The sequence below is a fragment of the Bradyrhizobium sp. Leaf396 genome, from assembly GCF_001424605.1.
GTDB lineage: Bacteria > Pseudomonadota > Alphaproteobacteria > Rhizobiales > Xanthobacteraceae > Bradyrhizobium > Bradyrhizobium japonicum_C.
Genome location: NZ_LMQJ01000019.1, coordinates 53,205 through 78,852, shown reverse-complemented (window position 1 = coordinate 78,852; position 25,648 = coordinate 53,205). Strand labels below are relative to the sequence as shown.

Annotated in this window: 24 protein-coding genes; 12 read left to right on the top strand and 12 right to left on the bottom strand. The window is 64.8% G+C overall.

The genetic code is table 11. The features are described from left to right. Positions 1 to 2 precede the first annotated feature (2 nt). Entirely contained in the window at positions 3 to 680 is a 678-nt protein-coding gene (locus tag ASG57_RS18995; protein WP_057196993.1) for a nitroreductase, read from the bottom strand. 454 nt (positions 681 to 1,134) lie between these two features. Here ASG57_RS18995 and ASG57_RS18990 point away from each other — a divergent pair, with 454 nt between their 5' ends. From ASG57_RS18990 to recQ, 5 genes are all read left to right on the top strand, one after another. Then, a complete protein-coding gene (locus ASG57_RS18990; protein WP_057196992.1) occupies positions 1,135 to 2,706 on the top strand; it encodes an amidase family protein in 1,572 nt (523 codons plus the stop codon). Between the two features lie 268 nt (positions 2,707 to 2,974). Then, the gene (locus ASG57_RS18985; protein ID WP_024339305.1) at positions 2,975 to 4,276 is read left to right on the top strand and encodes an O-acetylhomoserine aminocarboxypropyltransferase/cysteine synthase family protein; all 1,302 of its coding nucleotides are present in this window, start codon (positions 2,975 to 2,977) and stop codon (positions 4,274 to 4,276) included. Between the two features lie 12 nt (positions 4,277 to 4,288). After that, a complete protein-coding gene (gene metA / locus ASG57_RS18980; RefSeq protein WP_057196991.1) occupies positions 4,289 to 5,287 on the top strand; it encodes a homoserine O-succinyltransferase MetA in 999 nt (332 codons plus the stop codon). Positions 5,288 to 5,393: 106 nt separating this feature from the next. Further along, the gene (locus ASG57_RS18975) at positions 5,394 to 6,137 is read left to right on the top strand and encodes a polysaccharide deacetylase family protein (protein WP_024339303.1); all 744 of its coding nucleotides are present in this window, start codon (positions 5,394 to 5,396) and stop codon (positions 6,135 to 6,137) included. 107 nt (positions 6,138 to 6,244) lie between these two features. Next, positions 6,245 to 8,110, top strand: coding sequence for a DNA helicase RecQ (gene recQ, locus ASG57_RS18970; protein ID WP_057196990.1), 1,866 nt, complete (start codon positions 6,245 to 6,247; stop codon positions 8,108 to 8,110). 44 nt (positions 8,111 to 8,154) lie between these two features. Here the strand turns inward: recQ and ASG57_RS18965 are convergent, their stop codons facing one another. Next, entirely contained in the window at positions 8,155 to 9,168 is a 1,014-nt protein-coding gene (locus tag ASG57_RS18965) for a 1-aminocyclopropane-1-carboxylate deaminase (protein ID WP_057196998.1), read from the bottom strand. Positions 9,169 to 9,330: 162 nt separating this feature from the next. Between ASG57_RS18965 and ASG57_RS18960 the strand changes: the two genes are divergently transcribed. Then, entirely contained in the window at positions 9,331 to 9,795 is a 465-nt protein-coding gene (locus tag ASG57_RS18960; protein ID WP_024339300.1) for an Lrp/AsnC family transcriptional regulator, read from the top strand. Between the two features lie 20 nt (positions 9,796 to 9,815). Here ASG57_RS18960 and ASG57_RS18955 read toward each other — a convergent pair whose 3' ends face one another. After that, a complete protein-coding gene (locus ASG57_RS18955; protein WP_057196989.1) occupies positions 9,816 to 10,685 on the bottom strand; it encodes a hypothetical protein in 870 nt (289 codons plus the stop codon). A gap of 210 nt (positions 10,686 to 10,895) precedes the next feature. Here ASG57_RS18955 and ASG57_RS18950 point away from each other — a divergent pair, with 210 nt between their 5' ends. Then, positions 10,896 to 11,141, top strand: a complete 246-nt coding sequence (locus tag ASG57_RS18950) for a hypothetical protein (protein WP_024339298.1) — start codon at positions 10,896 to 10,898, stop codon at positions 11,139 to 11,141. A 9-nt stretch (positions 11,142 to 11,150) separates the two neighbouring features. On the opposite strand, the gene ASG57_RS18945 is transcribed toward ASG57_RS18950, so the two are convergent. Beyond that, complete coding sequence (locus tag ASG57_RS18945) at positions 11,151 to 12,086, bottom strand: alpha/beta hydrolase (RefSeq protein ID WP_024339297.1); 936 nt, start codon at positions 12,084 to 12,086, stop codon at positions 11,151 to 11,153. A gap of 110 nt (positions 12,087 to 12,196) precedes the next feature. Between ASG57_RS18945 and ASG57_RS18940 the strand changes: the two genes are divergently transcribed. Further along, complete coding sequence (locus tag ASG57_RS18940) at positions 12,197 to 13,084, top strand: branched-chain amino acid aminotransferase (RefSeq protein WP_024339296.1); 888 nt, start codon at positions 12,197 to 12,199, stop codon at positions 13,082 to 13,084. A gap of 46 nt (positions 13,085 to 13,130) precedes the next feature. On the opposite strand, the gene ASG57_RS18935 is transcribed toward ASG57_RS18940, so the two are convergent. Together ASG57_RS18935 and phaR are read right to left on the bottom strand one after the other, a co-directional pair. Then, positions 13,131 to 13,751 (bottom strand): class I SAM-dependent methyltransferase, encoded by a 621-nt coding sequence (locus ASG57_RS18935; protein ID WP_024339295.1) that lies wholly within the window; start codon positions 13,749 to 13,751, stop codon positions 13,131 to 13,133. Positions 13,752 to 13,793: 42 nt separating this feature from the next. Continuing rightward, positions 13,794 to 14,378 (bottom strand): polyhydroxyalkanoate synthesis repressor PhaR, encoded by a 585-nt coding sequence (gene phaR / locus ASG57_RS18930; RefSeq protein WP_024339294.1) that lies wholly within the window; start codon positions 14,376 to 14,378, stop codon positions 13,794 to 13,796. A 308-nt stretch (positions 14,379 to 14,686) separates the two neighbouring features. On the opposite strand from phaR, the gene ASG57_RS18925 reads away from it, so the two are divergent. From ASG57_RS18925 to yddG, 3 genes are all read left to right on the top strand, one after another. Next, positions 14,687 to 15,865 (top strand): acetyl-CoA C-acetyltransferase, encoded by a 1,179-nt coding sequence (locus tag ASG57_RS18925; protein ID WP_057196988.1) that lies wholly within the window; start codon positions 14,687 to 14,689, stop codon positions 15,863 to 15,865. A gap of 243 nt (positions 15,866 to 16,108) precedes the next feature. Then, entirely contained in the window at positions 16,109 to 16,834 is a 726-nt protein-coding gene (gene phbB / locus ASG57_RS18920) for an acetoacetyl-CoA reductase (protein WP_024339292.1), read from the top strand. Positions 16,835 to 16,975: 141 nt separating this feature from the next. Further along, positions 16,976 to 17,845: an aromatic amino acid exporter YddG gene (gene yddG / locus ASG57_RS18915; protein WP_024339291.1), complete on the top strand. Its 870-nt coding sequence runs from the start codon at positions 16,976 to 16,978 to the stop codon at positions 17,843 to 17,845. A gap of 6 nt (positions 17,846 to 17,851) precedes the next feature. Here the strand turns inward: yddG and ASG57_RS18910 are convergent, their stop codons facing one another. Beyond that, entirely contained in the window at positions 17,852 to 18,274 is a 423-nt protein-coding gene (locus ASG57_RS18910; RefSeq protein WP_024339290.1) for a cupin domain-containing protein, read from the bottom strand. A gap of 31 nt (positions 18,275 to 18,305) precedes the next feature. Continuing rightward, positions 18,306 to 19,073, bottom strand: a complete 768-nt coding sequence (gene gloB, locus ASG57_RS18905) for a hydroxyacylglutathione hydrolase (protein WP_024339289.1) — start codon at positions 19,071 to 19,073, stop codon at positions 18,306 to 18,308. Between the two features lie 107 nt (positions 19,074 to 19,180). Here gloB and ASG57_RS18900 point away from each other — a divergent pair, with 107 nt between their 5' ends. Continuing rightward, positions 19,181 to 19,927, top strand: a complete 747-nt coding sequence (locus ASG57_RS18900; protein ID WP_057196997.1) for a class I SAM-dependent methyltransferase — start codon at positions 19,181 to 19,183, stop codon at positions 19,925 to 19,927. Positions 19,928 to 19,980: 53 nt separating this feature from the next. On the opposite strand, the gene ASG57_RS18895 is transcribed toward ASG57_RS18900, so the two are convergent. The 4 genes from ASG57_RS18895 to ptsP form a co-directional block, all read right to left on the bottom strand. After that, a complete protein-coding gene (locus ASG57_RS18895; RefSeq protein ID WP_024339287.1) occupies positions 19,981 to 20,754 on the bottom strand; it encodes a DUF4167 domain-containing protein in 774 nt (257 codons plus the stop codon). A 460-nt stretch (positions 20,755 to 21,214) separates the two neighbouring features. After that, complete coding sequence (gene prmC, locus ASG57_RS18890) at positions 21,215 to 22,093, bottom strand: peptide chain release factor N(5)-glutamine methyltransferase (protein ID WP_024339286.1); 879 nt, start codon at positions 22,091 to 22,093, stop codon at positions 21,215 to 21,217. Positions 22,094 to 22,096: 3 nt separating this feature from the next. Next, a complete protein-coding gene (gene prfA / locus ASG57_RS18885) occupies positions 22,097 to 23,182 on the bottom strand; it encodes a peptide chain release factor 1 (RefSeq protein WP_024339285.1) in 1,086 nt (361 codons plus the stop codon). Between the two features lie 56 nt (positions 23,183 to 23,238). Beyond that, positions 23,239 to 25,506, bottom strand: coding sequence for a phosphoenolpyruvate--protein phosphotransferase (gene ptsP, locus ASG57_RS18880; RefSeq protein WP_024339284.1), 2,268 nt, complete (start codon positions 25,504 to 25,506; stop codon positions 23,239 to 23,241). Between the last annotated feature and the right edge of the window lie 142 nt (positions 25,507 to 25,648).

The following is a 25,648-nucleotide window of genomic DNA, read 5'->3' as shown; positions in this document are numbered from 1 at the left end:
CGCTACGTCTCAAACCCAACGAAGACCGTCGCTTCCTCAACGGACTTGCGCTCCGACACCACTGCGTTCGCAGGAAAAGTTTCATCCGGCCAGCCAAGAGCAATGCTTTTCATGATGATCTGATCGTCGGCTATGCCCGCGTGCTCGCGCACCACGGGGGATTGCATGATGCCCTGGCTGTTGATCACGGCGCCGAGCCCGCGAGACCACGCGGCATTGACCAGGGCCGTCGCCACGGCGCCGCAGTCGAAGGGCGTATCGTCGCTACCATCAAGCATGCGGTCATAGGTGATGATCACGCAGACGGGCGCGTCGAACTGGCGAAAGCCGCGCAGCACCCAGTCCTGGCGCCTCTCCATATTGTCGCGCTCGATTCCCATTGCTGAGAATAATTGCTTGGCGACGCCGACCTGCCTGTCGCGGTGCTTGCCCGAAAAAGCCTGGCCCGTGCGGAACTCGCGCGACTGTGGGATGCCTGCCAGCATCCGTTCGGTGTTGCCGGCGCGGATTCGATCCAGCGGTTCGCCAGTAATGACATAGAAATTCCAGGGCTGGGTGTTCATCGATGATGGAGCGCGCATCGCCAAACCAATGATCTCCGCAATCAGCTCCTTGGGGACCGGATCGGACTTGTAGCCGCGGATGCTTCGGCGACCGAGAATGACGTCATCAAACTGCATTTGTGTGGAGTCCCCCTGACAAGTTCTGAGCGCTTGCGATTTTCGTGGTTTCGGCACCCTCGCGCAAGCGACGACGGGTGTCATTAAGGATCCAGCCACGCAGAACATGGTCGCGTCAATCTCGCGCACGCCGTCATTCTGCGAGTTTCGGTAGAAGCAAATTGGGCCTCTGATTTGCCCAACGTGTCAAATTCCGGTCCACGCTGCCTTTGATCTCACATTCTGGCTTGACTGACACTCTCTACTCCATCGCGCCTCACCGTAGGACCTCCACTTCCCATCCCCCGCTCGCTTTAGCGTCGGATCGGTTACCCGCGCTGGCTCCGCGATGAAATCGATGAACGCGCGGGCGCGGTGTGGCAGACCTTCTATCAATGCGCCATGCAGAAACGCACCTGTACAGGGCCGCATCTCCTCCGTAACCTCCGCTGCGCAATTTCAAGGAGATGCTGGCGTGGCGAAGACGGCGACTAAGAAGGCTTCTAAGAAGAAGAGTGCGTCGAAGAAGGCGGCGAAGACCGCGAAGAAGGCGAACTCCGGCCGCAAGAGTGCCGTCGCGAAGCCGGCAAGGAAGTCCGCGCCGCGCAGGTCCGCCGCACCGCGTCTTCCCAAGGGACCGGCCTGGCAATGGTCGGCGGTGGAGACCGCCGCGGCCATCCGCTCCGGCGCCATCTCTGCGGTCGCGACGGTCGAGGCCCATCTCGAACGGATGCGCGCGGTCAATCCGAAGCTGAACGCCGTCGTCGTCGATCTCTCGGAAGAGGCGCTTGCCGCGGCCCATGCGGCCGACAAGCAGCGTGCCAAGGGCGGCGATCTCGGCCTTCTGCACGGCGTGCCGATCACGATCAAGGAAAACGTCGATTTCCAGAGTCGGCCCAACTTCAACGGCGTGCCGGCCAACAAGGGCCTGATCGCCCCCTCCGACGCGCCTGTTGTCCGCAACCTGAAGAAGGCCGGTGCGATCGTCATCGGCCTGACCAACACGCCGGAATTCTCCTTCCGGGGCTTCACCGACAATCCCCTGCACGGGTTGACGCTGAATCCCTGGGACCCGGACATCACCTGCGGCGGCTCCTCGGGCGGAGCGGGCTCGGCGGTCGCCGCCGGCATCGGCACCATCGCCCACGGCAACGACATCGGGGGCTCGCTGCGCTGGCCGGCGCATTGCAACGGCGTCGCCACCATCAAGCCCACGCAGGGCCGCATCCCCGCATTCAACGAGAGCGCAACGGCCGAGCGGCCGATGCTGGCACATCTGATGTCGGCGCAGGGGCCGCTCGCCCGCCACGTCGCCGACGTTCGCCTCGCGCTGGAGGTCATGAGCCAGCGCGATCCGCGCGACCCCTGGTGGGTGCCGGCACCGCTGGTCGGCGAACGGCCGAAAGGACCGATCAAGGTCGCGCTGGCCAAAATCCCCGAGGACATGGACGTTGATCCGTCTGTCTCCGCCGCGCTGCGCCAGGCCGCCGACCATCTCGAGCGGTCTGGCTATCGCGTCAGCGAGGTCGAGGTGCCCGACATCAACGGTGTCTGGCAGACCTGGTGCGACATCATCACCAACGAGACCGTGGTGATGCAGGAAGCCGGCATGCTGAAGGTCACGTCCGAGGATTTTCACAAGGCCTGGGGCGGCATGAAGGCCAAGGCCAATGTGCTCGATCTCAAGGGCTGGATGCAGGCGACCGCCGCGCGCAACGGCCATATCCGCGCCTGGCAGTTGTTCTTCGAGGAGTATCCGGTCGTGCTGGCGCCGACCACGGTGAAGCCGACGCCAGGCCCGCGTGACGACACCATCAGCGCCGAGCGCGTGCGCGAGATCTTCTGGGGCGAGATCCGCTTCATCTCCGCCATCAATGTGCTGGGGCTCCCGGGCGCGGTCGTGCCGGTGGCGCTGCACGACGGCAAGCCGATCGGCGTGCAGCTGATTGCCGGGCGCTATCGCGAGGATCTCGCGCTCGATGCTGCGGCCGCGATCGAGAAGCGCGCCGGCGTGCTCGCCCGCCAGCTGTGGGAGCAAATGTCTTAGGTGCACCTTCCCTGATGCCGCGTCGATCTGCCTTCTCCAAGCCGGGAGAGGGCAGAGGCACGCAACCGCCGCGGCAGGACGCAGCAATTTGTTAATCCGCATTAACCCGAATGCCGGCCAATTCCCTGGCAAGCATTAGGGTTACTTCCTCGATCTCTAGGCGAATTATTGTCCGCTTTACCACCCGCCTCTAACAGAGGAGCGGCGGACAACGCACATGCCTCATACAGGCTAATAAGTGCGGCCCGCCCCACGCGGAGGTGGCATAATGCGCAACGAGACGATTGCTATTCACGCCGGCTACGAGCCCGAAGCCACCACGCATGCGGTGGCCGTGCCGATCTACCAGACCGCGGCCTATGCCTTCGACAGCGCCGATCACGGCGCCGCCCTGTTCAATCTCGAGACCGAAGGCTTTCGCTACAGCCGTATCGCCAATCCGACCAGCGCGGTGCTGGAGAAGCGCATCGCCCAACTCGAAGGCGGCGTCGGCGCGCTCGCGGTCGCGACCGGTCAGGCGGCGCTGCATTTCGCCTTCGTCAACGTCGCCGATCACGGCGGCAACATCGTTTCAGTGCCGCAGCTCTACGGCACCACGCACACGCTGCTCTCGCACATCCTGCCGCGCCAGGGGATCACCGGCCGCTTCGCCGAGAGCGACAAGCCGGATGCGATGGCGAGGCTGATCGACGAGAACACCCGCGCCGTCTTCGCCGAGACAATCGGCAATCCCGCCGGGAATGTCTGCGACATCGAAGCACTGGCAAAGATCGCGCATGCGCACGGCGTGCCGCTGATCGTCGACAACACTGTCGCAACCCCGATCCTGCTCAAGCCGTTCGACTACGGCGCCGACATCGCCGTGCACTCGCTGACCAAGTTCCTGGGCGGCCACGGCACCACGCTGGGTGGCGCCATCGTCGATTCCGGGAATTTCCCCTGGGCCAAATATGCCGAGCGCTTCCCGGCCTACAACAAGCCGGATGCCTCCTATCACGGCCTCGTCTATGCCGAGCGCTTCGGCCGCACCGCCTATATCGAGCGCGCGCGCAGCGTCTATCAGCGCACCATGGGCTCGGTGCTGTCGCCGTTCAATGCCTTCCTGCTGCTGCAGGGCATCGAGACCGTCGCGTTGCGCATGGAGCGCCACGTCGAGAATGCGCGCAAGGTTGCCGAATTCCTGCGCGGCGATCCTCGTGTCGCCTGGGTCAATTACAGCGGTTTCCCTGACAGTCCTTACTATCCGCTGGTGCAGAAGTACCTGAACGGCAACGCCTCCTCCCTGTTCACCTTTGGCATCAAGGGCGGCATGGAAGCCGGCAAGTCCTTCTACGATGCACTGAAGCTGATCACCCGCCTCGTCAATATCGGCGACGCCAAGTCGCTGGCCTGTCATCCGGCTTCGACCACGCACCGGCAAATGTCGGCGGAGCAGCAGCGCGCCGCTGGCGTGCTGCCGGAGACCATCCGTTTGTCGATCGGCATCGAGCATGTCTCGGACATCATCGAGGACATCGACCAGGCGCTGGAAAGGGCCTGTTCGCCGGCCCGTCTCGAGGCTGCGGAGTAGGCGGCGCTGCCCATGACGATCTTGATCGACAAGGATCAAGTCATCGCCGGCCCGGCGCTGGTGCCGGCCGAGCACGATCTCGCGCGCGAGGCCGGCGACGAACTCACCATCGGGCTCGTCAACAACATGCCGGATCCGGCGCTGAAGGCCACCGAGCGCCAGTTCATGAAGCTGCTCCAAGCCGCAGCAGGCCCGCGCCGTATCCGCTTCTACTGCTTCTCGCTTCCCAGCGTAAAGCGCTCGCCGGAAGCGAAGTGGCATATCGAGAGCGAGTACTCCGACCTCTCCGATCTCGAGCGCGGCAAATTCGATGGGTTGATCGTGACCGGTGCAGAGCCGATCGCGCCCGAGCTCGATCAGGAGCCTTACTGGCGCGACCTCACGAACCTCATCGACTGGGCGAAGATCAATACGCGCTCGACGATCTGGTCGTGCCTTGCCGCCCATGCGGCGGTGCTGCACCTCGATGGCATCGAACGGCGGCGGTTGCCGGCCAAATGTCACGGCGTTTTCGATTGCGACGTCGTAACGGCCGACTCGCTGACACGCGCCGCGCCCGCGCCTTTCAAGGTCTCGCATTCCCGCCTGAACGAGATCGCCGAGAGCGACCTCGAGCAGGCCGGTTATCAAGTGCTGACACGTTCGGCCCAAGCCGGCGTCGACGTCTTCATCCGCCAATATGCCAGCCGCTTCGTGTTCTTCCAGGGCCATCCGGAATACGACGCGCTGTCGCTCCAGCGAGAATATCTGCGCGACATCGGCCGCTATCTCGCGCGCGAGCGCGACAACTATCCACGCCTGCCGGTGAGCTATTTTGACGCAGCGACGGAAGAGAAGCTGGCTCGCTTCGAGAAGAGGGCGGCACATCAGCGCCATCCGGCGCTCAGCAACGAGCTGCCCAGGCTGAACTTGCGCGCCGATATCGGCGCTGGCAGCGCCGCGGCGGTGCTATTCCGCAACTGGTTGCGCTATCTCGGCGCGGCCGCCGATGCGTCTGCGGCGGTACGCTAGCGTAGGCGTCTTGGTGCCGCGTTAGGATTACCCAAGCGTTAGGCTTGCCTCAACCAGCGCACGAATGTTTCAGTAGCGCCAACAGGGAAATCACGGGAAACGCAGCGTGTGGTCGGCACTCCAGGGACGCGTGAGTAATCGGCTGGCTCGGCATTTCCGAGCCGCGCCGCACCGACTGCCCGCGCATGCGCCGATGGTGAGCTTTACCTTCGACGATGCTCCCGATAGCGCGGCAAGCGAGGGCGCCGAGCTTCTGGAGAAGCATGGCGGCCGCGGGACGTTCTATCTCGCCGGCAGTCTGATCGATCAGCCGTCGGAGCATTGGCACGGCCTGTCGAATGACGCGATCGTGCGGCTCCACCGCGCCGGTCACGAGATTGCCTGCCATACCTACTCGCACCGGAACTCCGCCACTCTCGACGAGGGCGCGATGGCTCGCGAGATCGAACGGAACCGCTCCTATTTCCGCGGCATCGATTCCTCGATCACACTGGAGAACTTCGCCTATCCCTATGGGGTCGCCTCGATCTGGCGCAAGCCGCAACTCACAAAGGCCTTCCGTTCCGCGCGTGGCATTCTTCCCGGCGTCAACAGCGATGTCATCGACCTCCAGTTCCTGCGTGCTTCGCCCTTGATCGATTGCGAGATCGACAAGGCAGGAGTTGATCGCTATTTCGACGAGGCGGTCGCAAGCGGCGGCTGGCTCATCTTCTACGGCCACGACGTCACCGATCGGCCGAGCCCCTATGGCTGCACGCCCGACCTGATGCGGCATGCGCTGGCGGCAGCCGGCAAGCGCAACATGCCGATCGTCACGGTCGCAGAAGCGTTGCGGCGGATCGGAGCCTAGCTTCCCGCCTCTCGCCGCTGGCGCGGCGGGAAGATAGACTTGCCACGCCGTCGCCAGCATGCGACTGGCCTCGTGACGAATCTCACGGCCTTGTTCCCAGCGCGCCCATGTCCGCTCCCTCCACCGCTACCGTCCCTGTACCGGCCAACGGCCACGACGCGCTGTCGGTGCTGCATTCGGTGTTCGGCCTGCCGGACTTCCGCGGCGCGCAGGGCGAGATCATCCGTCACGTCACCCAGGGCGGCAATTGCCTCGTGTTGATGCCGACCGGCGGCGGCAAGTCGCTGTGCTATCAACTCCCTTCACTGCTGCGCGAAGGCTGCGGCATCGTGGTGTCGCCCTTGATCGCCTTGATGCGCGACCAGGTCGCCGGGCTGATCGATGCCGGCGTCAATGCCGCCGCCCTGAACTCGTCGCTGACGCCGCAGGAGGCGTCCGATATCGAGCGGCGCCTGCTCGCGGGTGATCTCGACCTGCTCTATGTCGCGCCGGAACGGCTGGTCACGCCGCGCTGCCTGTCGCTGCTGGCGCAGGCGAAGGTGGCGCTGTTTGCGATCGACGAGGCGCATTGCGTCTCGCAATGGGGCCATGATTTCCGTCCCGAGTATGTGGGGCTCTCCATCATCGCCGATCGGTTTCCCGACGTGCCGCGCATCGCGCTGACCGCGACCGCCGACGAGCTGACCCGCAAGGAGATCGTCGAACGGCTTCATCTGACCGGCGCGCCGCAATTCGTCTCGAGCTTCGACCGGCCCAACATCCGCTACGAGATCGTGGACAAGCGCAGCCCGGTGTCGCAGCTCAAGGAATTGATCCGCGAGCGCCACGCCGGCGATGCCGGCGTGGTCTATTGTCTGTCACGCAACCGCGTCGAGGAGGTCGCCGCCGCGCTTCAGGAGGCCGGCATTGCGGCGCTGCCCTATCATGCCGGCCTCGACGGCAGCGTGCGATCGCGCAACCAGGACCGCTTCCTCAACGAGGACGGCATCGTCATCGTCGCGACCGTGGCGTTCGGCATGGGCATCGACAAGCCTGACGTGCGCTTCGTTGCCCATCTCGACCTGCCCAAGAGCATCGAGGCCTATTACCAGGAGACGGGGCGAGCGGGCCGCGACGGCAAGCCGTCGACGGCCTGGATGGCCTATGGCCTCTCGGACATCGTGCAGCAGCGCCGCATGATCGACGAGTCCAACGCTTCGGATGAGTTCAAGCGGGTCTCGATCGGCAAGCTCGATGCGCTGGTCGGCCTTGCCGAGACGCCGCATTGCCGGCGCCGGCGGCTGCTCGCCTATTTCGGCGAGATCGCGATGGGCGAGAGCTGCGGCAATTGCGACAATTGCCTGACGCCGCCCAAGATGCGCGACGGCAAGGTGCTGGCGCAGAAGCTGCTGTCCTGCGCCTATCGCACCGGCCAGCGTTTCGGCGCGATGCATCTGATCGACGTGCTGGTCGGGCGCCTGACCGAGAAGGTCACGCAGTTCGGTCACGACAAGCTGTCGGTGTTCGGCATCGGCCGCGAGCTCAACGAAAAGCAGTGGCGCACGGTGCTGCGGCAGCTCGTGGCGATGGGCCATTTGCAGAGCGACAGCGAAGCGTTCGGAGCGCTGAAACTGACAGAGTCCTCGCGCGGGGTGCTGCGCGGTGAAACGGAGGTGTGGCTGCGCGAGGAAGCGACCGGCACCCGCACCCGTTCGAGCCGCGCTAGATCCCGCCGCGGCGATCTCGCGCCTGCGGCCGGCGCGCCGCAAGGCGATGTCGATCCCGAGCTGCGTGCGCGCCTGCGGTCGTGGCGTTCAGACGTCGCCCGCGAACGCGGCGTGCCGGCCTATGTGGTGCTGCACGATACCACCATCGACGGTATCGTCCGGGCCTGGCCGACGACGCTGGACGAACTCCGCACCGTGCCGGGGATCGGCGACAAGAAGCTCGAGCATTACGGCGACGAGCTGCTGCAGATCATCAGGACGCGGTAAGAGGAAATGACGAAGACAAGAGCGAGAGCCGCCCTTCTGATGCCTCACCCATTCCTGAACGCATAGGCATACCCGTTCAGCGCCGGCGCACCGCCGAGATGGGCGTAGAGGATCTTCGCGCCTTTCTCGAAATGGCCCTTCTTCGCAAGGTCGATCAGGCCCTGCATCGACTTGCCCTCGTAGACGGGGTCGGTGATCATGCCTTCGAGACGCGCGGTGAGGCGGATGGCACCCTTGGTCTCCTCCGACGGCACGCCATAGGCGGGATAGGCATAGTCCTCGATCAGCACGACGTCGTCGGCGACGATCTCCTTGCCGAGCTCGACGAGCTGAGCGGTGTTCTGCGCGATCTCGAGCACCTGCGCCTTGGTCTGCGCGGGCGTAAAGGAGGCGTCGATGCCGATCACCTTGCGGGCACGGCCATCCGCCGCAAAACCGACCAGCATGCCGGCATGGGTGGAGCCGGTGACGGTGCAGACGATGATGTAGTCGAACTTGAAGCCCAGCTCGGCTTCCTGCTTGCGCACCTCCTCGGCGAAGCCGACATAGCCGAGGCCGCCAAACTTGTGCACGGAGGCGCCGGCGGGAATCGCATAGGGCTTGCCGCCCGCTGCCTTCACCTCCTCGATCGCCTGCTCCCAGCTCTTTCGGATGCCGATGTCGAAGCCCTCGTCGACCAGGCGCACGTCCGCGCCCATGATGCGCGAGAGCATGATGTTGCCGACGCGGTCATAGACCGCGTCCTCGTGCGGCACCCAGGCCTCCTGCACGAGGCGGCACTTCATGCCGATCTTGGCCGCGACCGCGGCGATCATGCGGGTGTGGTTGGACTGCACGCCGCCGATCGAGACCAGCGTGTCGGCATTCGAGGCGATGGCATCGGGGATGATATATTCAAGCTTGCGGAGCTTGTTGCCGCCATAGGCGAGACCGGAATTGCAGTCCTCGCGCTTGGCGTAGATTTCGACGTTACCGCCGAGATGTTTTGACAGCCGCTCCAGCTTCTCGATCGGCGTCGGGCCGAAGGTCAGCGGATAGCGCGCGAATTTTTCCAGCATCATTGGTCATCCCGATTGGCAAATGGTCTGGGGACGCAGCTAGCATTGGCCGGGGCAAATGTGCTTTCGAATATTGCGGCAATGCTGCACTATATCTTGCGAGAAGGACGTCCTCTGCTATGGTTTCTTCCGCAAAGCTGTCATTGAAAGAAAGCTTCTTCCATGTCGTCCCGGCTCGATCGAATTGATCTCAAGATGTTGAGATTGCTTCAGAATAACGGCCGGCTCAGCAACGCCGAGCTGGCGGAGACGGTCGCAATCAGCCCCGCCACATGCCATCGCCGTACCCAGCGACTGTTCGAGGACGGCTTCATTGCCGCCGTGCGCGCCATGGTCGCGCCGAAGAAGGTGGCGAAAGGCACGCTCGTGATGGTCGGCGTCGTGCTCGACCGCTCGACACCGGAGAGCTTTGCCTCCTTCGAACAGGCGATCACCAAACTGAGATGCGTGCTCGACTGCCATCTCGTCGCCGGCGATTTCGACTATTTCCTCAAGATCCGCGTCGGCGACATGGAGGATTTCAACCGCATCCACGGCGAGCAGCTCATCGCGCTGCCCGGCGTGCGCCAGACCCGCACCTTCTTCGTGATGAAGGAAGTCGTCGACAACGCGCCGCTGGAGTTTTGAGCGGCTATCCTGCGCTATGCCTAATTGCGCACGGCGTAGAGCGGCGTTCGTAGCGTCAGCTGGTAGGACGGCTTCGGCGCCCACGCGATCAGCGCGGTGATACCGAACAGCCGGTTGTCGTTGTCGTCCATGCGATCGAGGTCGAGCCGCAGGATCGGCTGGGTGAAGGACTCCGCGATCGTCCGCCCCGCGAGCTGTGCGCCACCGAAGGACTGCACGCCGAGGCGCCCGGTGAACTTCCAGTTGCTCGGCCATTGGTAGTAGCCGCCGGCATAGAGGATCGTATTCGTTCCGATGTTGGCGAACGGGCTGGCAATGGCGGTGGTGGTGTATTGCGTGCCGGCCAGCCAGCCCCGCGTCTCGTCCTCGTCGAGCGCGTAGTCGAACTCCAGGATGTTGTTGAACGAATTCGTCATACCCTGTTCGTTCGGGACCGATTGCGTCAGGGTCGACTGCAGCGTGATGGTCGGAATCGTTCCGCCATTCTGCTGGTACAGGTCGGCCTGCACGCCAATGTTCCAGCTCGTGATGTCGAAGGAGGACCAGCCGCGGCCGTCGTCAGTGGTAGAGCCCGACACGCCGCCATACAGCGAGACGCGGTCGCTGACGTCGACGGTCAACGGCAGGTCGATGGCAATCGCTGTCGTGGCCGGCAAGCCGTGCGGCAGCGTTGCGCCGCGACGCACCGCCAGGGCCTGGAGTGCGGCTGATAGCGAGGTGTTTCCGAATCCGAGTCCGAGGGTGCCCGACGGGATTTTCGCATAGTTCGTGCGCAGATCGAGGTAGATGTTCGGAATAGCCGGCTTTGCCGTTTCATCGTCGTCGGCCTCGCCGAAAGCGGCGCTCGCCGAGATGGCAAGACAGGCCAGCCCCATCGCAACAGCGCGCAAATCCGGACGATGCGATGGGTTGTGACTTGACACGTGACAATCCGATGCGCGGAACTCTGGTTACCGAGCGGCCCGCTAAATGGAACGCGATCGTTCCTGAGGTCAAGGGCTATCCGCACGATGGACTGCATCGATGCGCGCGGCTACCCTGCCGTGATCGCACCGACTCTCGCCGGCTATAGCTCGGGCCGGACCATGGAGGACGAAGCCATGAACACGTCGCGCCGCATCCTGCTCGCCGGAATGGCGGGGCTCATCGCCGCTCCGACTGCCGTGACGGCCACACCGGCGTCGGCGGCCGATGATGTGACGGTTGCCGAAGAACGCTTTGCGCGCATGATCGCCGCCGCGCATGCGCCCGACATCAATTGCGCGCGGCAGGCGGAGCGTTATGCGGACGCGCATTGGCCTGAATACGTTGTCGCGGCCAGGGCGGTTCTCGATGCACGCGTGTGATTCGCGTGCTCACCTCTTCACAGCCCTCCGCACCTGTTCTCCGATCTGCGACAACACGAGTTGTGCCTGCGGCAGGATCGCGCCCATGGCGTGGAAATTGTGAACCATGCCGTCGTGGCAGACATGCTCGACGGCGACGCCCGCGGCGAGCAGCTTGCGGGCATAGGCGTTGCCTTCGTCGCGCATCGGGTCGTACTCGGCGGTGTGGATGATCGCGGTCGGCAGTCCGGTGAGCCGCGTTGCGCGCAACGGGGAGACGCGCGGATCTGCGGTATCGATGTCGTCAGGCAGATAGTCGGAAAGATCGGCTTCGATCGTGGCGCGATCGATCAGGTGCCCCTCGGCAAAGGCTTCGCGTGAGGGCGAGGTCTCCTCGAAATCCAGCACCGGGCAGATGAGGCATTGCGCGGCGATGGAGAGGCCGGCGGTCTGCGCCGCCTCCTGGCACACGATCGCCGCGAGCGTAGCTCCGGCGGAATCGCCGCCGATCACCAGACGATCCGCGTCGATGCCGAGAGATGCGGCCTCGCGCGCCACCCATTCGGTGGCGGCGATCGCGTCATCGACGGCGGCGGGAAATCTGTGCTCCGGGGCGAGCCGGTACTCGACCGATACGAGGCGGCAACCGGTGGCATGCGCCAGCGCGGCCGCGATACGGTCGTGCGTGGCAATGCTGCCGGCGACGAGCCCGCCGCCATGGAAGAACACGAAGCCCGGCGCGAGCTCCTCGGCGCTTGCCGGCGTGTAGAGGCGATAGGCCAGTTCAGTGGCGTGGCCAGTCAGCGTGCCATCGGAGGTCGCCACATCCGGCGCCTCGGCGCGCGCGAACTGCATCAGCTTTGCCAGCGATTGCCGCCGCGCCTCCACGCTCGGTCTGCTCCGCGCCTGCGGCCCGGCCGCCGCCATCATGGTCAACAAACGCTTTGCGAGTGGATCGAGCGGCATCGATCTCTCCTTTCTCTCACGAGGGAAAAGGGTAACTCACGAAGCCCCCGCAGCAAATCGTTTAGAAATTGGGACAATAGTGCCCGGATGGTTCCAGGGGAGGCCCGGTCATGGCCGAAATCAAGAAACCCATTGAATATTCGCCGAGTTGGACCTTCTTCGAGGGTAAATGGCACGACGGCAATGTGCCGATCATGGGCCCGCGGACGCATGCGGCCTGGCTCGGATCGATCGTGTTCGACGGCGCGCGCGCGTTCGAGGGTGTCGCCCCCGACCTCGACCGCCACATCGCCCGCGCCAACCAGTCTGCGCTCAACTTCGGCCTCAAGCCGGTGGTCGATACCGACACCTGGCTCACGCTCGCGCGCGAGGGCATTGCGCGCTTTGGACCTTATGCCGAGCTCTATATCCGTCCGATGTATTGGGCGCAGAACGGTTCGGGCGGCGGCGTGCTGTTCGACCCCGAAACCACCAATTGGTGCCTGTGCATCTACGAGGCGCCGATGCCAAAACCCGTGGGCAACGCCATCACGCTGTCGCCGTTCCGAAGGCCCACCGCCGAATGCGCGCCGGTCGAGGCAAAGGCGGCTTGCCTCTACCCGAACAATTCGCGTGCGCTAGCGGAAGCTGCTTCCCGCGGCTTCCAGAACGCGTTGATGCTCGACATGCTCGGCAACGTGGCCGAGTTTGGCAATTCCAACGTGTTCATGGCCAAGGACGGCGTGGTGTTTACGCCGGTGCCGAACGGCACCTTCCTCAACGGCATCACGCGCCAGCGCGTCATCAGCCTGCTTCGCGGCGACGGCATCACCGTGGTCGAGAGGACGCTGCGCTATGCCGATTTCCTGGCCGCCGACGAGATCTTCTCCACCGGCAATTTCGCCAAGGTCGCGCCCGTGATCCGCATCGACGAGCGCGAACTGAAGCCGGGGCCGTTCTATGCGAGAGCGCGCAAACTGTATTGGGACTTTGCGCATGCGATGAAGCAGGCGGCTTGACGCGAGCTGTTTCCGCGAACGCCATCATGGCGAGCGCGGCGGTGGCTCACGCGCCGCGTCTCCGAAACCGGCTGAACTGAAACGCCTGCGTGGAATCCCATGGCGTGTGATGCGTCTCGCTTCGCGTCTCGACGAGCTCGAACTCCGGGCCGAGCGCCGCCGCAAGGCTCGCGCTGTCATGCCGCTGCACCGGCAGGCCGCTGCATTTCTCGGGACCATCGGGCGCGAACGTCGCAATGATGACGTTGCCGCCGGGAGCGACCGCCGACCGAAGGCGCTCGACATAGGCGGCCCTGTCGCGCGGGTCGGTCAAGAAATGAAACGCGGCGCGATCGTGCCAGACCTCGTAGGTCTTCGCCGGCTGCCACGTCGTCGCGTCGGCAACGATCCAGTCGACCATCGAGGCTGCTCCGCCGATCCGCTTCTTTGCTGCGTCAAGCGCATTCGCCGAAAGATCCAGCACGCTGACGTCGCGATATCCGTCCTGCAACAGCGCATCGACCAGTCGTGATGCTCCGCCGCCGATATCGATGATGGCTGCGCCATGGTCGGGAGTTGCAGCGCGGATCAGGTCGAGCGAGGTCGCCGGGCTGTTCTGGAACCAACTGACCTCGGCTTCGCCCTTGGTGAGGTAGACGTTCTCCCAATGCGCACTTCGATCGGACATGGCGCATCCTTTCGGCTTGGGGCGGCTGGCTTGAAAGAAGACCTACTCGTCCTTTTTCGACATCCGCTCGAGGCGTTCCTGCATTTCCTTCATCTGCTGGCGCAGATCGTCGATGTTGCTGTCCTTCGGCGCCTCGGCATTCGCGTCGGGCTCCGGGGTAGTGGCCGAACGGGGCGCTGCGAACGGCTTGAACATCGAGAAGGTCTGCTGGAACAGCTCCATGTTGCGGCGGACCTGTTCCTCCAGGGGAGCAAAAGGAGTGCCGGACAGGGTGTTGGCGATCTGCTTGCGGAACTTCTCCTGCTCCTGGGTCAGGGTCGCGATCGACTGCTCCAGATATTTCGGCACCACCATCTGCATGCTGTCGCCGTAGAAGCGGATGAGCTGGCGGAGGAAGGTGGTCGGCAGCAGGTTCTGGCCGGCCTTGTTCTCCTGCTCGAAGATGATCTGGGCAAGCACGGAGCGGGTGATGTCGTCGCCGGTCTTGGCGTCATAGACCAGGAAATCTTCGCCATCCTTGACCATGGCGGCAAGGTCTTCCAGCGTCACGTAGGTGCTCGTCCCGGTGTTATAGAGCCGGCGGTTCGCGTATTTCTTGATGGTGGTGGGTTGGTCTGATTTCGCCATGGGCTCTCACTTGCAAAACGCGGAGAACGGGAACCTGACGGGCAAATGCCGCAGGGCGGGAAGAGTACGCAACGCAACAAAATAAGCATTTTCAAAGGGCTCACGCTACCGTTTTGTGCGGCACGGTTAATTGCAGAGCAAAATCCTGCTTGCGAAAGCGCCAAGAACGCTATTTTGAATGCGTTGCGGCATGAATTCGGAGACCGTCCGATTGACATGCCTCAACGACGTTAACAGGATGCCATTCGAGACTGGCGAGCCGTTTTCCCCAGCCCCGTCTGCCCCCATTTCAAACCCAGGAGATGCCCATGTCAGACGATGTCGTCATCGTCAGCGCCGCCCGCACCCCGGTCGGAAGCTTCAACGGAGCGTTCGCGACCCTTCCCGCCCATGACCTCGGCGCAGTCGCCATCAAGGCCGCGCTGGAGCGCGCGGGCATCGAGCCCGGCCGCGTCTCCGAGGTCATCATGGGGCAGATCCTGACCGCCGCCCAGGGCCAGAACCCGGCACGTCAGGCTTCGATCGCCGCCGGCATTCCGGTGGAAAGCCCGGCCTGGGGCGTGAACCAGCTTTGCGGCTCGGGTCTGCGCACCGTCGCACTCGGCTATCAGGCGCTGCTCAACGGCGATTCCGAGATCGTGGTTGCCGGCGGCCAGGAATCGATGAGCATGGCCCCGCACGCCCAGCACCTGCGCGGCGGCGTCAAGATGGGCGGCCTCGAACTGGTCGACACCATGATCAAGGACGGTCTGTGGGATGCCTTCAACGGCTACCATATGGGCAATACCGCCGAGAACGTCGCGCGGCAGTGGCAGATCACCCGCGCCCAGCAGGACGAATTCGCCGTCGCCTCGCAGCAGAAGGCGGAGGCCGCTCAGAAGGCGGGCAGGTTCAACGACGAGATCGTTCCTGTCACCATCAAGACCCGCAAGGGTGACGTCGTCGTCAGCGCGGACGAATATCCGCGTCATGGCGCCACGCTCGATGCCATGGCCAAGCTCAAGCCCGCCTTCGAGAAGGACGGCACGGTCACAGCGGGCTCTGCGTCCGGCATCAATGACGGCGCTGCCGCCGTGGTGCTGATGACTGCCAAGCAGGCGGCCAAGGAAGGCAAGAAGCCGCTCGCGCGCATCGTGTCGTGGGCACAGGCCGGCGTCGATCCGAAGATCATGGGCTCGGGTCCGATCCCGGCTTCGCGCGCCGCGCTGAAGAAGGCCGGCTGGAATGTCGGCGATCTCGATCTCATCGAAGCCAACGAGGCCTTCGCGGCGCAGGCCTGCGCCGTCAACAAGGACCTCGGCTGGGACACCTCCAAGGTCAATGTCAACGGCGGCGCGATCGCGATCGGCCATCCGGTCGGCGCATCCGGCTCACGCGTGCTGGTGACGCTGCTGCACGAGATGCAGAAGCGCGATTCGAAGAAGGGTCTGGCCACGCTCTGCATCGGCGGCGGCATGGGCATCGCCATGTGCCTGGCGCGCGACTGACGGCGAGCTTGCACGCGCCGACGCGTGCGCCGCACACGTCGGCGCGTGCGTCGCACGCGACTAAAAAGGCAGCGGCTGCAAATCAAATATTCTTCGCAACCACGCAAGCCTCGACTAAAGAAAAACGCCCGGCTCGACGCCGGGCGTTTTGTTCTTGATGTCCGTCAAACCAACCGCATAATCCAACGCTAAAAACGATCGCTCCAGAAACGTCCGAAGAGTCCAAGGGAAGGGAATTTCGACATGGCACGTGTTGCATTGGTCACGGGTGGTACGCGGGGCATCGGTGCTGCGATCAGCAAGGCGCTGAAAGCCGCCGGCTACAAGGTCGCGGCGAGCTATGCCGGCAACGATGCGGCGGCCGAGAAGTTCAAGGCCGAGACCGGCATCGCGGTCTACAAATGGGACGTCAGCAGCTTCGATGCCTGCGCCGAGGGCGTGAAGAAGGTCGAGGCCGATCTCGGGCCGATCGAGGTGCTGGTCAACAATGCCGGCATCACCCGTGACACCGCCTTCCACAAGATGACGCTCGAGCAGTGGAACGCCGTCATCAACACCAATCTCGGCTCGCTGTTCAACATGACGCGCCAGGTCATCGAGGGCATGCGCGCGCGCAAGTTCGGCCGCATCATCTCCATCTCTTCGATCAACGGCCAGAAGGGGCAGTTCGGGCAGGTCAACTATTCCGCGGCGAAGGCCGGCGACATCGGTTTCACCAAGGCGCTCGCGCTCGAGAACGCCAAGGGCGGCATCACAGTGAACGCGATCTGCCCCGGCTACATCAACACCGAAATGGTGCAGGCGGTCCCCAAGGACGTTCTGGAGAAGAACGTGATTCCGCAGATACCGGCCAGCCGTCTCGGCGAGCCCGAAGAGATTGCGCGCGCGGTCGTGTTCCTCGCGGCCGACGATGCCGGATTCATCACCGGCTCGACCCTGACGGTCAACGGCGGCCAGTACATGGTGTGATGCGATCGCATCACGCGGGCTGATATTTTCCGCCTCGTCATGCCCGGGCTTGTCCCGGGCATCCACGGCCTTACAACAGCCGTCGCCACGGAAGAGCGTGGATGGCCGGGACAAGCCCGGCATGACGGAAACATTGGGCCGATGACTCCCCGCACCGCCACACTGATCGGCTTGACCGCGATCCTCATGTGGTCGCTGCTGTCGGTAATGACGGTGGCGACCGGGAAGATCCCGGCATTTCAACTCGCCGCGATGACGTTTGCGATCGGCGGCCTCGTCGGCCTGCTCACCTGGATCGGGCGGAATGGGGCGACGAAAAGCCTGCGCCAGCCGCTCGTCGTCTGGGTCGTCGGCGTCGGCGGCCTGTTCGGCTATCACGCGCTGTACTTTCTCGCGCTGCGCTTCGCGCCACCGGCCGAAGCCGGCCTTCTGAACTACCTGTGGCCGCTCTTGATCGTGCTGTTCTCGTCATTCCTGCCCGGCGAGCGTCTGGCTGCGCATCACATCATCGGCGCCGTGCTCGGCCTCGTCGGCACCGTGCTGCTGTTCGCCGGCAACACCTCCGGCTTCGCGCCGGGCGCGGTACCGGGATTGATCGCGGCCTTCATCGCAGCTTTCGTCTGGGCGACCTATTCGGTGCTGTCGCGCCGGTTGAAGGCGGTGCCGACCGACGCCGTCGCGGGCTTCTGCCTTGCCACGGCCGCGCTGGCCGCGCTGATGCATGGCCTGCTCGAGACCACGGTGTGGCCGGAGACCAGGGTGCAATGGCTTTCAGTCATCGCACTCGGGATCGGCCCCGTCGGCGCCGCCTTCTACGCCTGGGACATCGGCATGAAGCGCGGCGACATCCGCGTGCTCGGCGCCGCCTCCTACGCGACGCCGCTGCTTTCGACCGGATTCCTCATTGCAGCCGGTTTTGCCAAAGCCAGCGCCAGCATCGCGCTTGCCGCAATCCTGATCGCGGGCGGTGGCTTGATCGCGGCGAAGGACATGGTGTTGCGGAAGAGGTGAGGGGAGCTACGGCTCCCAGCCGTTCGGTGCGAGCTCGAATCCTGCGAACTCGAATGCGGGCGCCACCGTGCAGCCGACCAGCGTCCACTCGCCCGTGGTTTCGGCCATCTGCCAGGCATTCGCAGGCACGATACCCTGCGGCCGCTCGCCGCCGACGAGGTCGGAGCCCAGCCGCACCTCGTGTTGCGAGCAACCCTCATGGGCGATGCGCAGGATCAAAGAATTGCCGGCGTAATAATGCCAGGTCTCGACCGCATCGACGCGGTGCCAGTGCGAGCGTTCGCCGCGCGCGAGCAGGAAATAGATCAGGGTCGAGCGCGACCGCCCGTTGGCGTCGGTGGCCTGGTCGCGAAACGTCTCCCGGTAATGCCCGCCTTCCGGATGCGGCCGGAGTTCGAGGCGCGCGATGATCTCGGCTGCGGTCGGCATCGATCCCCGCCAGGATTTGTTCGTCTGATCTTCAGGACTTGTTCTTGCGCTCGCGCAGCTCGCCGAACACCGAGGCGGGGTCTGCGCCTTTCATGTGCAGCTTGGCCGCGACCGAGGGTTCGTCGGCGCGCAGGAACACGTTGGCGCGCTTCTCCTCGCCGAGCAGGGTGGGAATGGTCGGCTTGTTCTCGGCCCGGAGCTTCGTCACCTCCGCGGCGCGCGCCTGCAGCGCCGCATTGTCCGGCTCGATGGTGAGCGCGAACCTGACGTTGGACGCCGTATATTCGTGGCCGCAATAGAGCTTGAAGTCGTCGGGCAGGGCGCGCAGCTTCAGGAGCGAATCCCACATCATGGGATAGGTGCCCTCAAAGACGCGGCCGCAGCCGATCGAGAACAGCGTGTCGGCTGCGAAGACCGCCTTCTCGGTGTCGAACACGTAAGAGATGTGGTCGAGCGTATGGCCCGGCGTCTCCACGACGCGCGCCAGCAGATTGCCGATCTTGACCACGTCGGCATTGGCGACGCGCAGATCGACGTTGGCGATCTTCGTCGTCTTGTCGTGCGGCGCGACGACGCGGCAATTGTATTTCTGCTTGAGTTCAGCGACCCCGCCGACATGATCACCATGATGATGGGTGATCAGGATGTCGGTGAGCTGCCAGCCCTCGCGCTCCAGGGCCTCGAGGATCGGGCCGGCCTCCGGTGCGTCGATCGACGCCGTCGCCTTGGTTTCCACATCGTGGATCAGGTAACCGAAATTGTCGTTTAAACAGGTGAAAGTACGAATTTCGGCGGCCATGTCATCTCCATCGCGCTACCCCGCCCGACAAATATGGCGTTAACGTCGCGCAGGCAATGCAATATTCCGCGCGCAGCGCCGGGCGCGTGCATGATACATTGCCCGTCATGACCATCGACGTCGTCGACCTCCGCGAGTTCTATTCCCGCCGCCTCGGCATCGTGGCGCGGCAGATGATCAATCGCGGCATCAGGGAGCGTTGGCCCCGCGCCGAGGGCCAGCGCGTGCTCGGCATCGGCTATCCCACGCCTTATCTGGGGTTGTTCCGCGAGGATGCCGAGCGCTGCATTGCGTTCATGCCGGCCGCCCAGGGTGTCCTGAAATGGCCTACCGGACGGCCGGCGCTGGCCTCGCTGGTCGATGAATTCTCACTGCCGCTTCCTGACGCCGCGGTCGACCGCATCCTCCTGGTGCACGCGCTGGAGATGTCGGACGATCCGGCCGCGCTGCTGCGCGAGGTGTGGCGCGTGCTATCGCCGTCCGGTCGCGTGATCGCGGTGATCCCGAACCGGCGCGGAATGTGGACCCGCACAGACAACACGCCGTTCGGTCACGGGCGGCCCTATTCGCGATCGCAGATCACTGAGCTATTCCGCCAGACCTGGTTCACGCCGACCGCCTGGGGCGAGGCGCTGTTCATGCCGCCCTATGCCGGCGGCTGGGTGCTGAGATCGGCGCAGATGTGGGAGCGCGCCGGAGCAGCGTTGTCGCTGCCCTTTGCCGGCGTTCATATCGTGGAGGCGACCAAGCAGGTCTACCGCGCGATCCCCGCCAAGCGCGAGCGCGCACGGCTCATTCCTTCGCTCGGCAAGCCCGTGCTGGTGCCCTCCTCGACGACGGCGACACGCAGCTGAAACAAATCGTCCCGGCGAAGCCGGGACGATTCAGGTCAGAAGATCGGAAGAGGCTACTCGCCGGGGGCGACCTCGTCGCTGGAGGCGACCGGGGCGGCTTCGCGCTCGGGGCGCGGGCCATGCGGACGGCGACGCCGCCGGGGAAAGCGCTCGCCACCACCGCCCTCGAACCCACCTTGGCCGCCATTCGCGCCGACATTCACCTGCGGCTGCGCGCCGGTGATGAAGGAGGGCAAGCGGTCGACGCCGCCGGCATCGGCAATGACGGGCTGCGGCTGGTTAGCTGGCGGCGGCTGATATTGCGGCTGCGGACGATGATCGCGCTCGCGGTGCTCGCGGGGCTGCTGGTTGTCGCGCTGATAAGGCGGCTGGCTGTCGCGCTGCTGAGGGTCACGCTGGTGGTGATCGCGCTGCCCGTCGCGGTCGCGCATGAAGGGCTGCTGCTGGGGCTGCGGGACGAAGCCCGGCTCCTGGCCGAAGGCCGAGAAATTCTCGCCATCGTCCTCGCCGTCGTCGCTGCTGTTGCTGATCGGCTCATCGCCGCGCGGCTGCTGGTTCTGCCGGAACTGCTCCTGAGCCGCCGCGATCAGGCGGAAGTAATGCTCGGCATGCTGGTAATAGTTCTCGGCCGCAACGGGGTCGCCGGAGGAGCGCGCGTCACGCGCAAGCTGGAGATATTTCTCGGCAATGTGCGAGGCGGTGCCGCGAATCTTGATGTCCGGTCCGTTGGACTCGTAGACCCGGGTCATCGGATTCTGGCCGCGCCGGTTGTTGTTGTTATTGTTGTTGCGGTTGCGCATCCGCTGCTTGTTTTGACCGTTTCTCATGTCCTGCCTTTAATTCCAGCCCTAAAGGTTGCACGCATTACTGATTGCTAGGAGTGATCGGGTGACATGGGCCCACATCTCTCACGCGCACCGCGTGCAAGAGCGGATCGAACCCTGCCGATGTTCGTCGACCGTCGCGTTCAACAAAGACGCGTTCCCCACCCGCCAGCATTCAGTGCCAGCGAACCCATTCATTTCGCTTGCCGAAACAAGCCCAGCTGTCTTGCGTAAGTGTTCAAGCGCAATATCAGGCTTTCGTTCACTTTGCGGTCGGAGAGCAGCGCAGCTCCACTGGCCATCGCGCTCAACAGGACCTGCGGCTTGGAACCTTATCAGTAATGCTCTCGCCCGAGAGCCCGGCTTTCGCCCGTAGGTCTACGGGGCCGGCACCGATGTGTTGAACGGAACGTAGTCGTTCCCAGGCGATATTCCAAGAGGTTTTTGCAGTTCAATCCGGCTTTTATGGGGGCATTTTTCGGGCCGAAACGGCCCGGGGAATGCCGGCCAAATCGGTCTTGGGTGGCCTGTCGATCGACAACGCGGCCCCCCTCATCAAGGTTTCAATATTCTGGGCCTGGCCCTGGCCAGCCTCGACGATCACCGCGCCGGCCGGGGAGAGGCGCTCGGCGGCCTGAGGGATCAATGCGCGATAGGCGTCGTAGCCGTCATTGCCGCCGTCGAGTGCCAGATGAGGATCGTGCTCGCGGACCTCGATGCTCAATTTCGGAATCTCGGCGGAGGGAATATAGGGGGGATTGGACACGATGAGGTCGAACGGGCCGCGGAGCGCCGCGGCGTAGGAGCAGGCGACGAAGGCGGCGCGGTCGGCGAGGCCGAGCGCCGCGGCATTGTCCCTGGCGGTTCTGAGCGCGTTCTGGCTGAGATCGGTGCCGACGCCGAAAGCATCGGGGATTTCGTGCAGCAGCGCGAGCAGGATCGCGCCCGATCCGGTGCCGAGATCGGCGATACGCGGATGAGGCGTCGGCCGCTCGCGAAAGACTTCCAGCGCAAGCTCGACCACGGTCTCGGTATCGGGGCGCGGGACCAGGGTTGCCTCGGACAGGCGGAATGGCAGGCCCCAGAACTCGCGTGTCCCGAGAATGCGCGCCACCGGCTCACCGGCGATACGGCGCTCTGCGTGCTGCGCCAGCCGCGATGCTTCGGCCGCGGTGAGAGGACGGCCGGCCTGCGTGATCAGGCCGGTGAGGTCGAGGCCGAGTACCGCACTGATCAGGATGCGTGCGTCGAGCTCGGCCTCGTCGAATTGTGCCGACCTCAGTCGCGCAGCGAGCGCGCGCCGCGCGCCTTCGATGGATTGTCCGGTGAAGGGATTGCTCACGCCTCAGGCCGCCGCGCCTTGTGCAGCGAGCTGCGCGGCCTGGTGCTCCGTCGTCAGCGCATCGATCAATTCGCCGAGCGCCTCGCCCGCGATCACCTGCGGCAGCTTGTAGAGCGTCAGATTGATGCGGTGATCGGTGACGCGGCCTTGCGGAAAATTGTACGTGCGGATGCGCTCGGAGCGGTCGCCGGAGCCGACCTTCTCCTTCCGCTCGGCCGAGCGCGCGGCGTCGACCCGTTGCCGCTCGGCGTCGTAGATGCGCGACCGCAGAATGTTCATGGCAGAGGCGCGGTTCTTGTGCTGCGAGCGGCTGTCCTGCATCATCACCACGATGCCGGTCGGGATGTGCGTGATGCGGATCGCCGATTCGGTCTTGTTGACGTGCTGGCCGCCCGCGCCTTGCGCGCGCATTGTCTCGATGCGCAGGTCCTCGTTCTTGATCTCGACGTCGACATCCTCGACTTCCGGCAGCACGGCGACCGTCGCCGCGGACGTGTGGATGCGTCCCTGCGTCTCGGTATCGGGCACGCGCTGCACGCGGTGCACGCCGGATTCGAACTTGAGCTTGGAGAAGGCGCCACGGCCCTGCACCTCCGCGATGATTTCCTTGAAGCCGCCGACGGTGCCTTCACTGGCGGAGATCACCTCGACCTTCCAGCCCTGAAGGCTGGCGAAGCGCTCGTACATCCGGAACAAATCGCCGGCGAACAACGAAGCCTCGTCGCCGCCGGTGCCGGCGCGGATTTCCAGCACCACGTTGCGGTCGTCCATGGCGTCCTTCGGCAGCAGCGCGACGCGGATCTTCTGGACCAGCTCCTCGATTCTTGACGTCAACTCGCCGCGCTCGGCCTCCGCCATGCTGCGCATCTCGGCATCGGTGGCGGGATCGGCGATCAGGGCTTCGGTATCGGCGAGCTCCTTGACCGCGGAGCGATAGGTCTTCACCGCCTCGACGAGCGGGGTGATCTCGGCGAGCTCGCGCGTGATCTGCACGTACCGCTCGGAGGTGAGCTGTCCCAGCGATTCAGCCTCGAGCGAGGCGTGATGCGCGAGCAGGAGGTCCAGTTTGGCTTCGGGAAGTGACGACATCGGTTCAGTCTCAATAGCGGAAAGGAGCGAGGCGGCAGGACGCGGCGACAGGCTCGCTACAACGCCAGGCCCTCGGCTTCGGCAAATTCCGTCAGCTTCTGCCGGATCGAGACGCTGCCCGCCGGCGCGTCCAGGAGCGGGCCGAGCACGGCTTCGGCCTTCCTGGCGTCGAGGTCGAGCACCATTGCCTTGACGGGGCCGAGCGCGGTTGCCGAGAGCGACAGCGAACGGTAGCCCAGCGCGATCAGCGCCAGCGCGCCGATCGGTTTCGACGCCATCTCGCCGCAGAGCGAGAGCGACTTCTTCGCCGCGTGCGCCTTGCGTGCGATATCGCGCAGCGCGCGCAGGATCGGCGCCGACATGGTGTCGAAGCGCTCGGAGACCTTGGCATTGCCGCGATCGACCGCGAACAGGAACTGGAACAGATCGTTGGAGCCGACCGAGATGAAATCGACCTTCTTCAGGAGCTCGTCGAGCTGGTAAAGCAGGGCGGGCACCTCGACCATGGTGCCGATGTCGATACGTTCCGGCAGCGTGTGGCCGTGCTGGCGCAGATATGTGAGCTCGCGCTCGACCAGCGCTTTCGCCGCGTCGAACTCGGCGACCTCCGAGATCATCGGGAACATGATGCGCAGCGCGCGGCCGCCGCCGGCCCGCAGCAATGCGCGGATCTGCCCGCGCAACAGGCCCGGACGATCCAGCCCGAGCCGGATCGCGCGCCAGCCGAGCGCAGGATTTTCCTCGATCACCGCTTCCATATAGGGCAGCGCCTTGTCGCCGCCGATATCGAGCGTGCGGAAGGTGACGGGCTTGCTGCCCGCCGCGTCCAGCACGGTGCGATAGAGCGCGAGTTGATCGCTGGTGCGCGGCAGGCTCTGGCCGACCATGAATTGCAGCTCGGTGCGGAACAGGCCGATGCCGGCGCTGCCGGTGTCCTCGATATGCGGCAGGTCGATGGCGAGACCTGCGTTGATCATCAGCTCGACGTTCTGGCCGTCCTTGGTGACGCAGGGCCGGTCGCGTAGCGCCAGATACTGCGCCTGGCGGCGGGCGCGAAAGCGCACGCGCTCGGCGAACGCCGCCTCGACCTCCTGCGACGGGCGCACATAGATCGAGCCGGAGGTGCCGTCGACGATGATGGCATCGCCGGGATCGGCGATGCCGGGCGCGTTCGGCACTTCGCCGACTGCGGGGATTCCGAGCGCGCGCGCCACGATGGAGACGTGCGAATTGGCGGTGCCTTCCTCCAGCACGATGCCCCGCAGGCGCTTGCGGTCGTAGTCGAGCAGCGCCGCCGGGCCCATCGCGCGGGCGATGACGATGGCGTTGTCGGGCAATTGCTCGCGCGAAGGCGCGTGGTCTTGCCCGACGAGCTGCCGCATCAGGCGATAGCCGAGATCTTCCAGATCGTGCAGGCGGTCGCGCAAGTAAGGGTCAGTGGAGCGCAGCATGCGCGCGCGGGTGTCGGACTGCACGCGCTCGACGGCGGCTTCCGCGGTAAGGCCCGTGGCGACGGCCTCGTGCAGCTTGTGCGACCAGCCCTGGTCGTTGGCGAACATGCGGTAGGCTTCCAGCACCTCGCGATGCTCGCCGCCTTCGGCGACGTCGCCGCGCTCCAGCATGCGATCGAGATCGGCGCGCAGCTTGGCGAGCGCGGTGTCGAGCCGCTTGATCTCCTTCGGCAGGTCCTCGGCGATGTAGTCCTTGATGACGACGCGCGGCTCGTGCAGCACGACATGGCCGAGCGCGATGCCCTCCGACAGGATCGCGCCGACCTTCTGCGCGGAATGGCGCGCAGCGGGCTCCTGGCCCGGCTGGGCCAGCGCCGACAATTCGCCCGAGGCGATCAGCTCGGCCAGCACCATCGCAGTGGTCTGCAGCGCCTCGAGTTCCTCCTCGACATAGTTGCGCTTGGCGCGGTTCTGCACCACCAGCACGCCGAGGGTGTTGCCGGCCCGCAGGATCGGCACGCCGAGGAACGAGTGGTAGATCTCTTCGCCCGTCTCGGGGCGGAACGAGAAGGCCGGATGGCTCTGTGCGTCGCTCAGATTGAGTGGCGTCGCCTCGCTGGCGACCAGGCCGACCAGGCCCTCATGGGCGCTGAGCACGGTGTGGTGCACGGCCTCGCGATTGAGACCTTCGGTGGCGTAGAGCTCCAGCGTGTTGTCGATGCGCAGCACGTAGACCGAGCACACCTCGGCCACCATGTTGGCGGCGATCAGCACCACGATCTTGTCCAGCCGCTCCTGGGCCGAGACCTGCTCCGCCATGGTCTCGCGGAGCCGTCTCAACAAGACGCGGGGACCTCCCGACGCGCTCCGCATGAACCGTCAATCTCCTCCGTCTGCCGGGCCCGGCGGTATCGGCCGGCGGCTAACCCAAAGTTCCAGAAAAACAACCAAAATTGTTCGTCCGGCGCAGGCACAAACCGAAATCTACTTGAGATCTAGCGCTTGCGCCGAATCA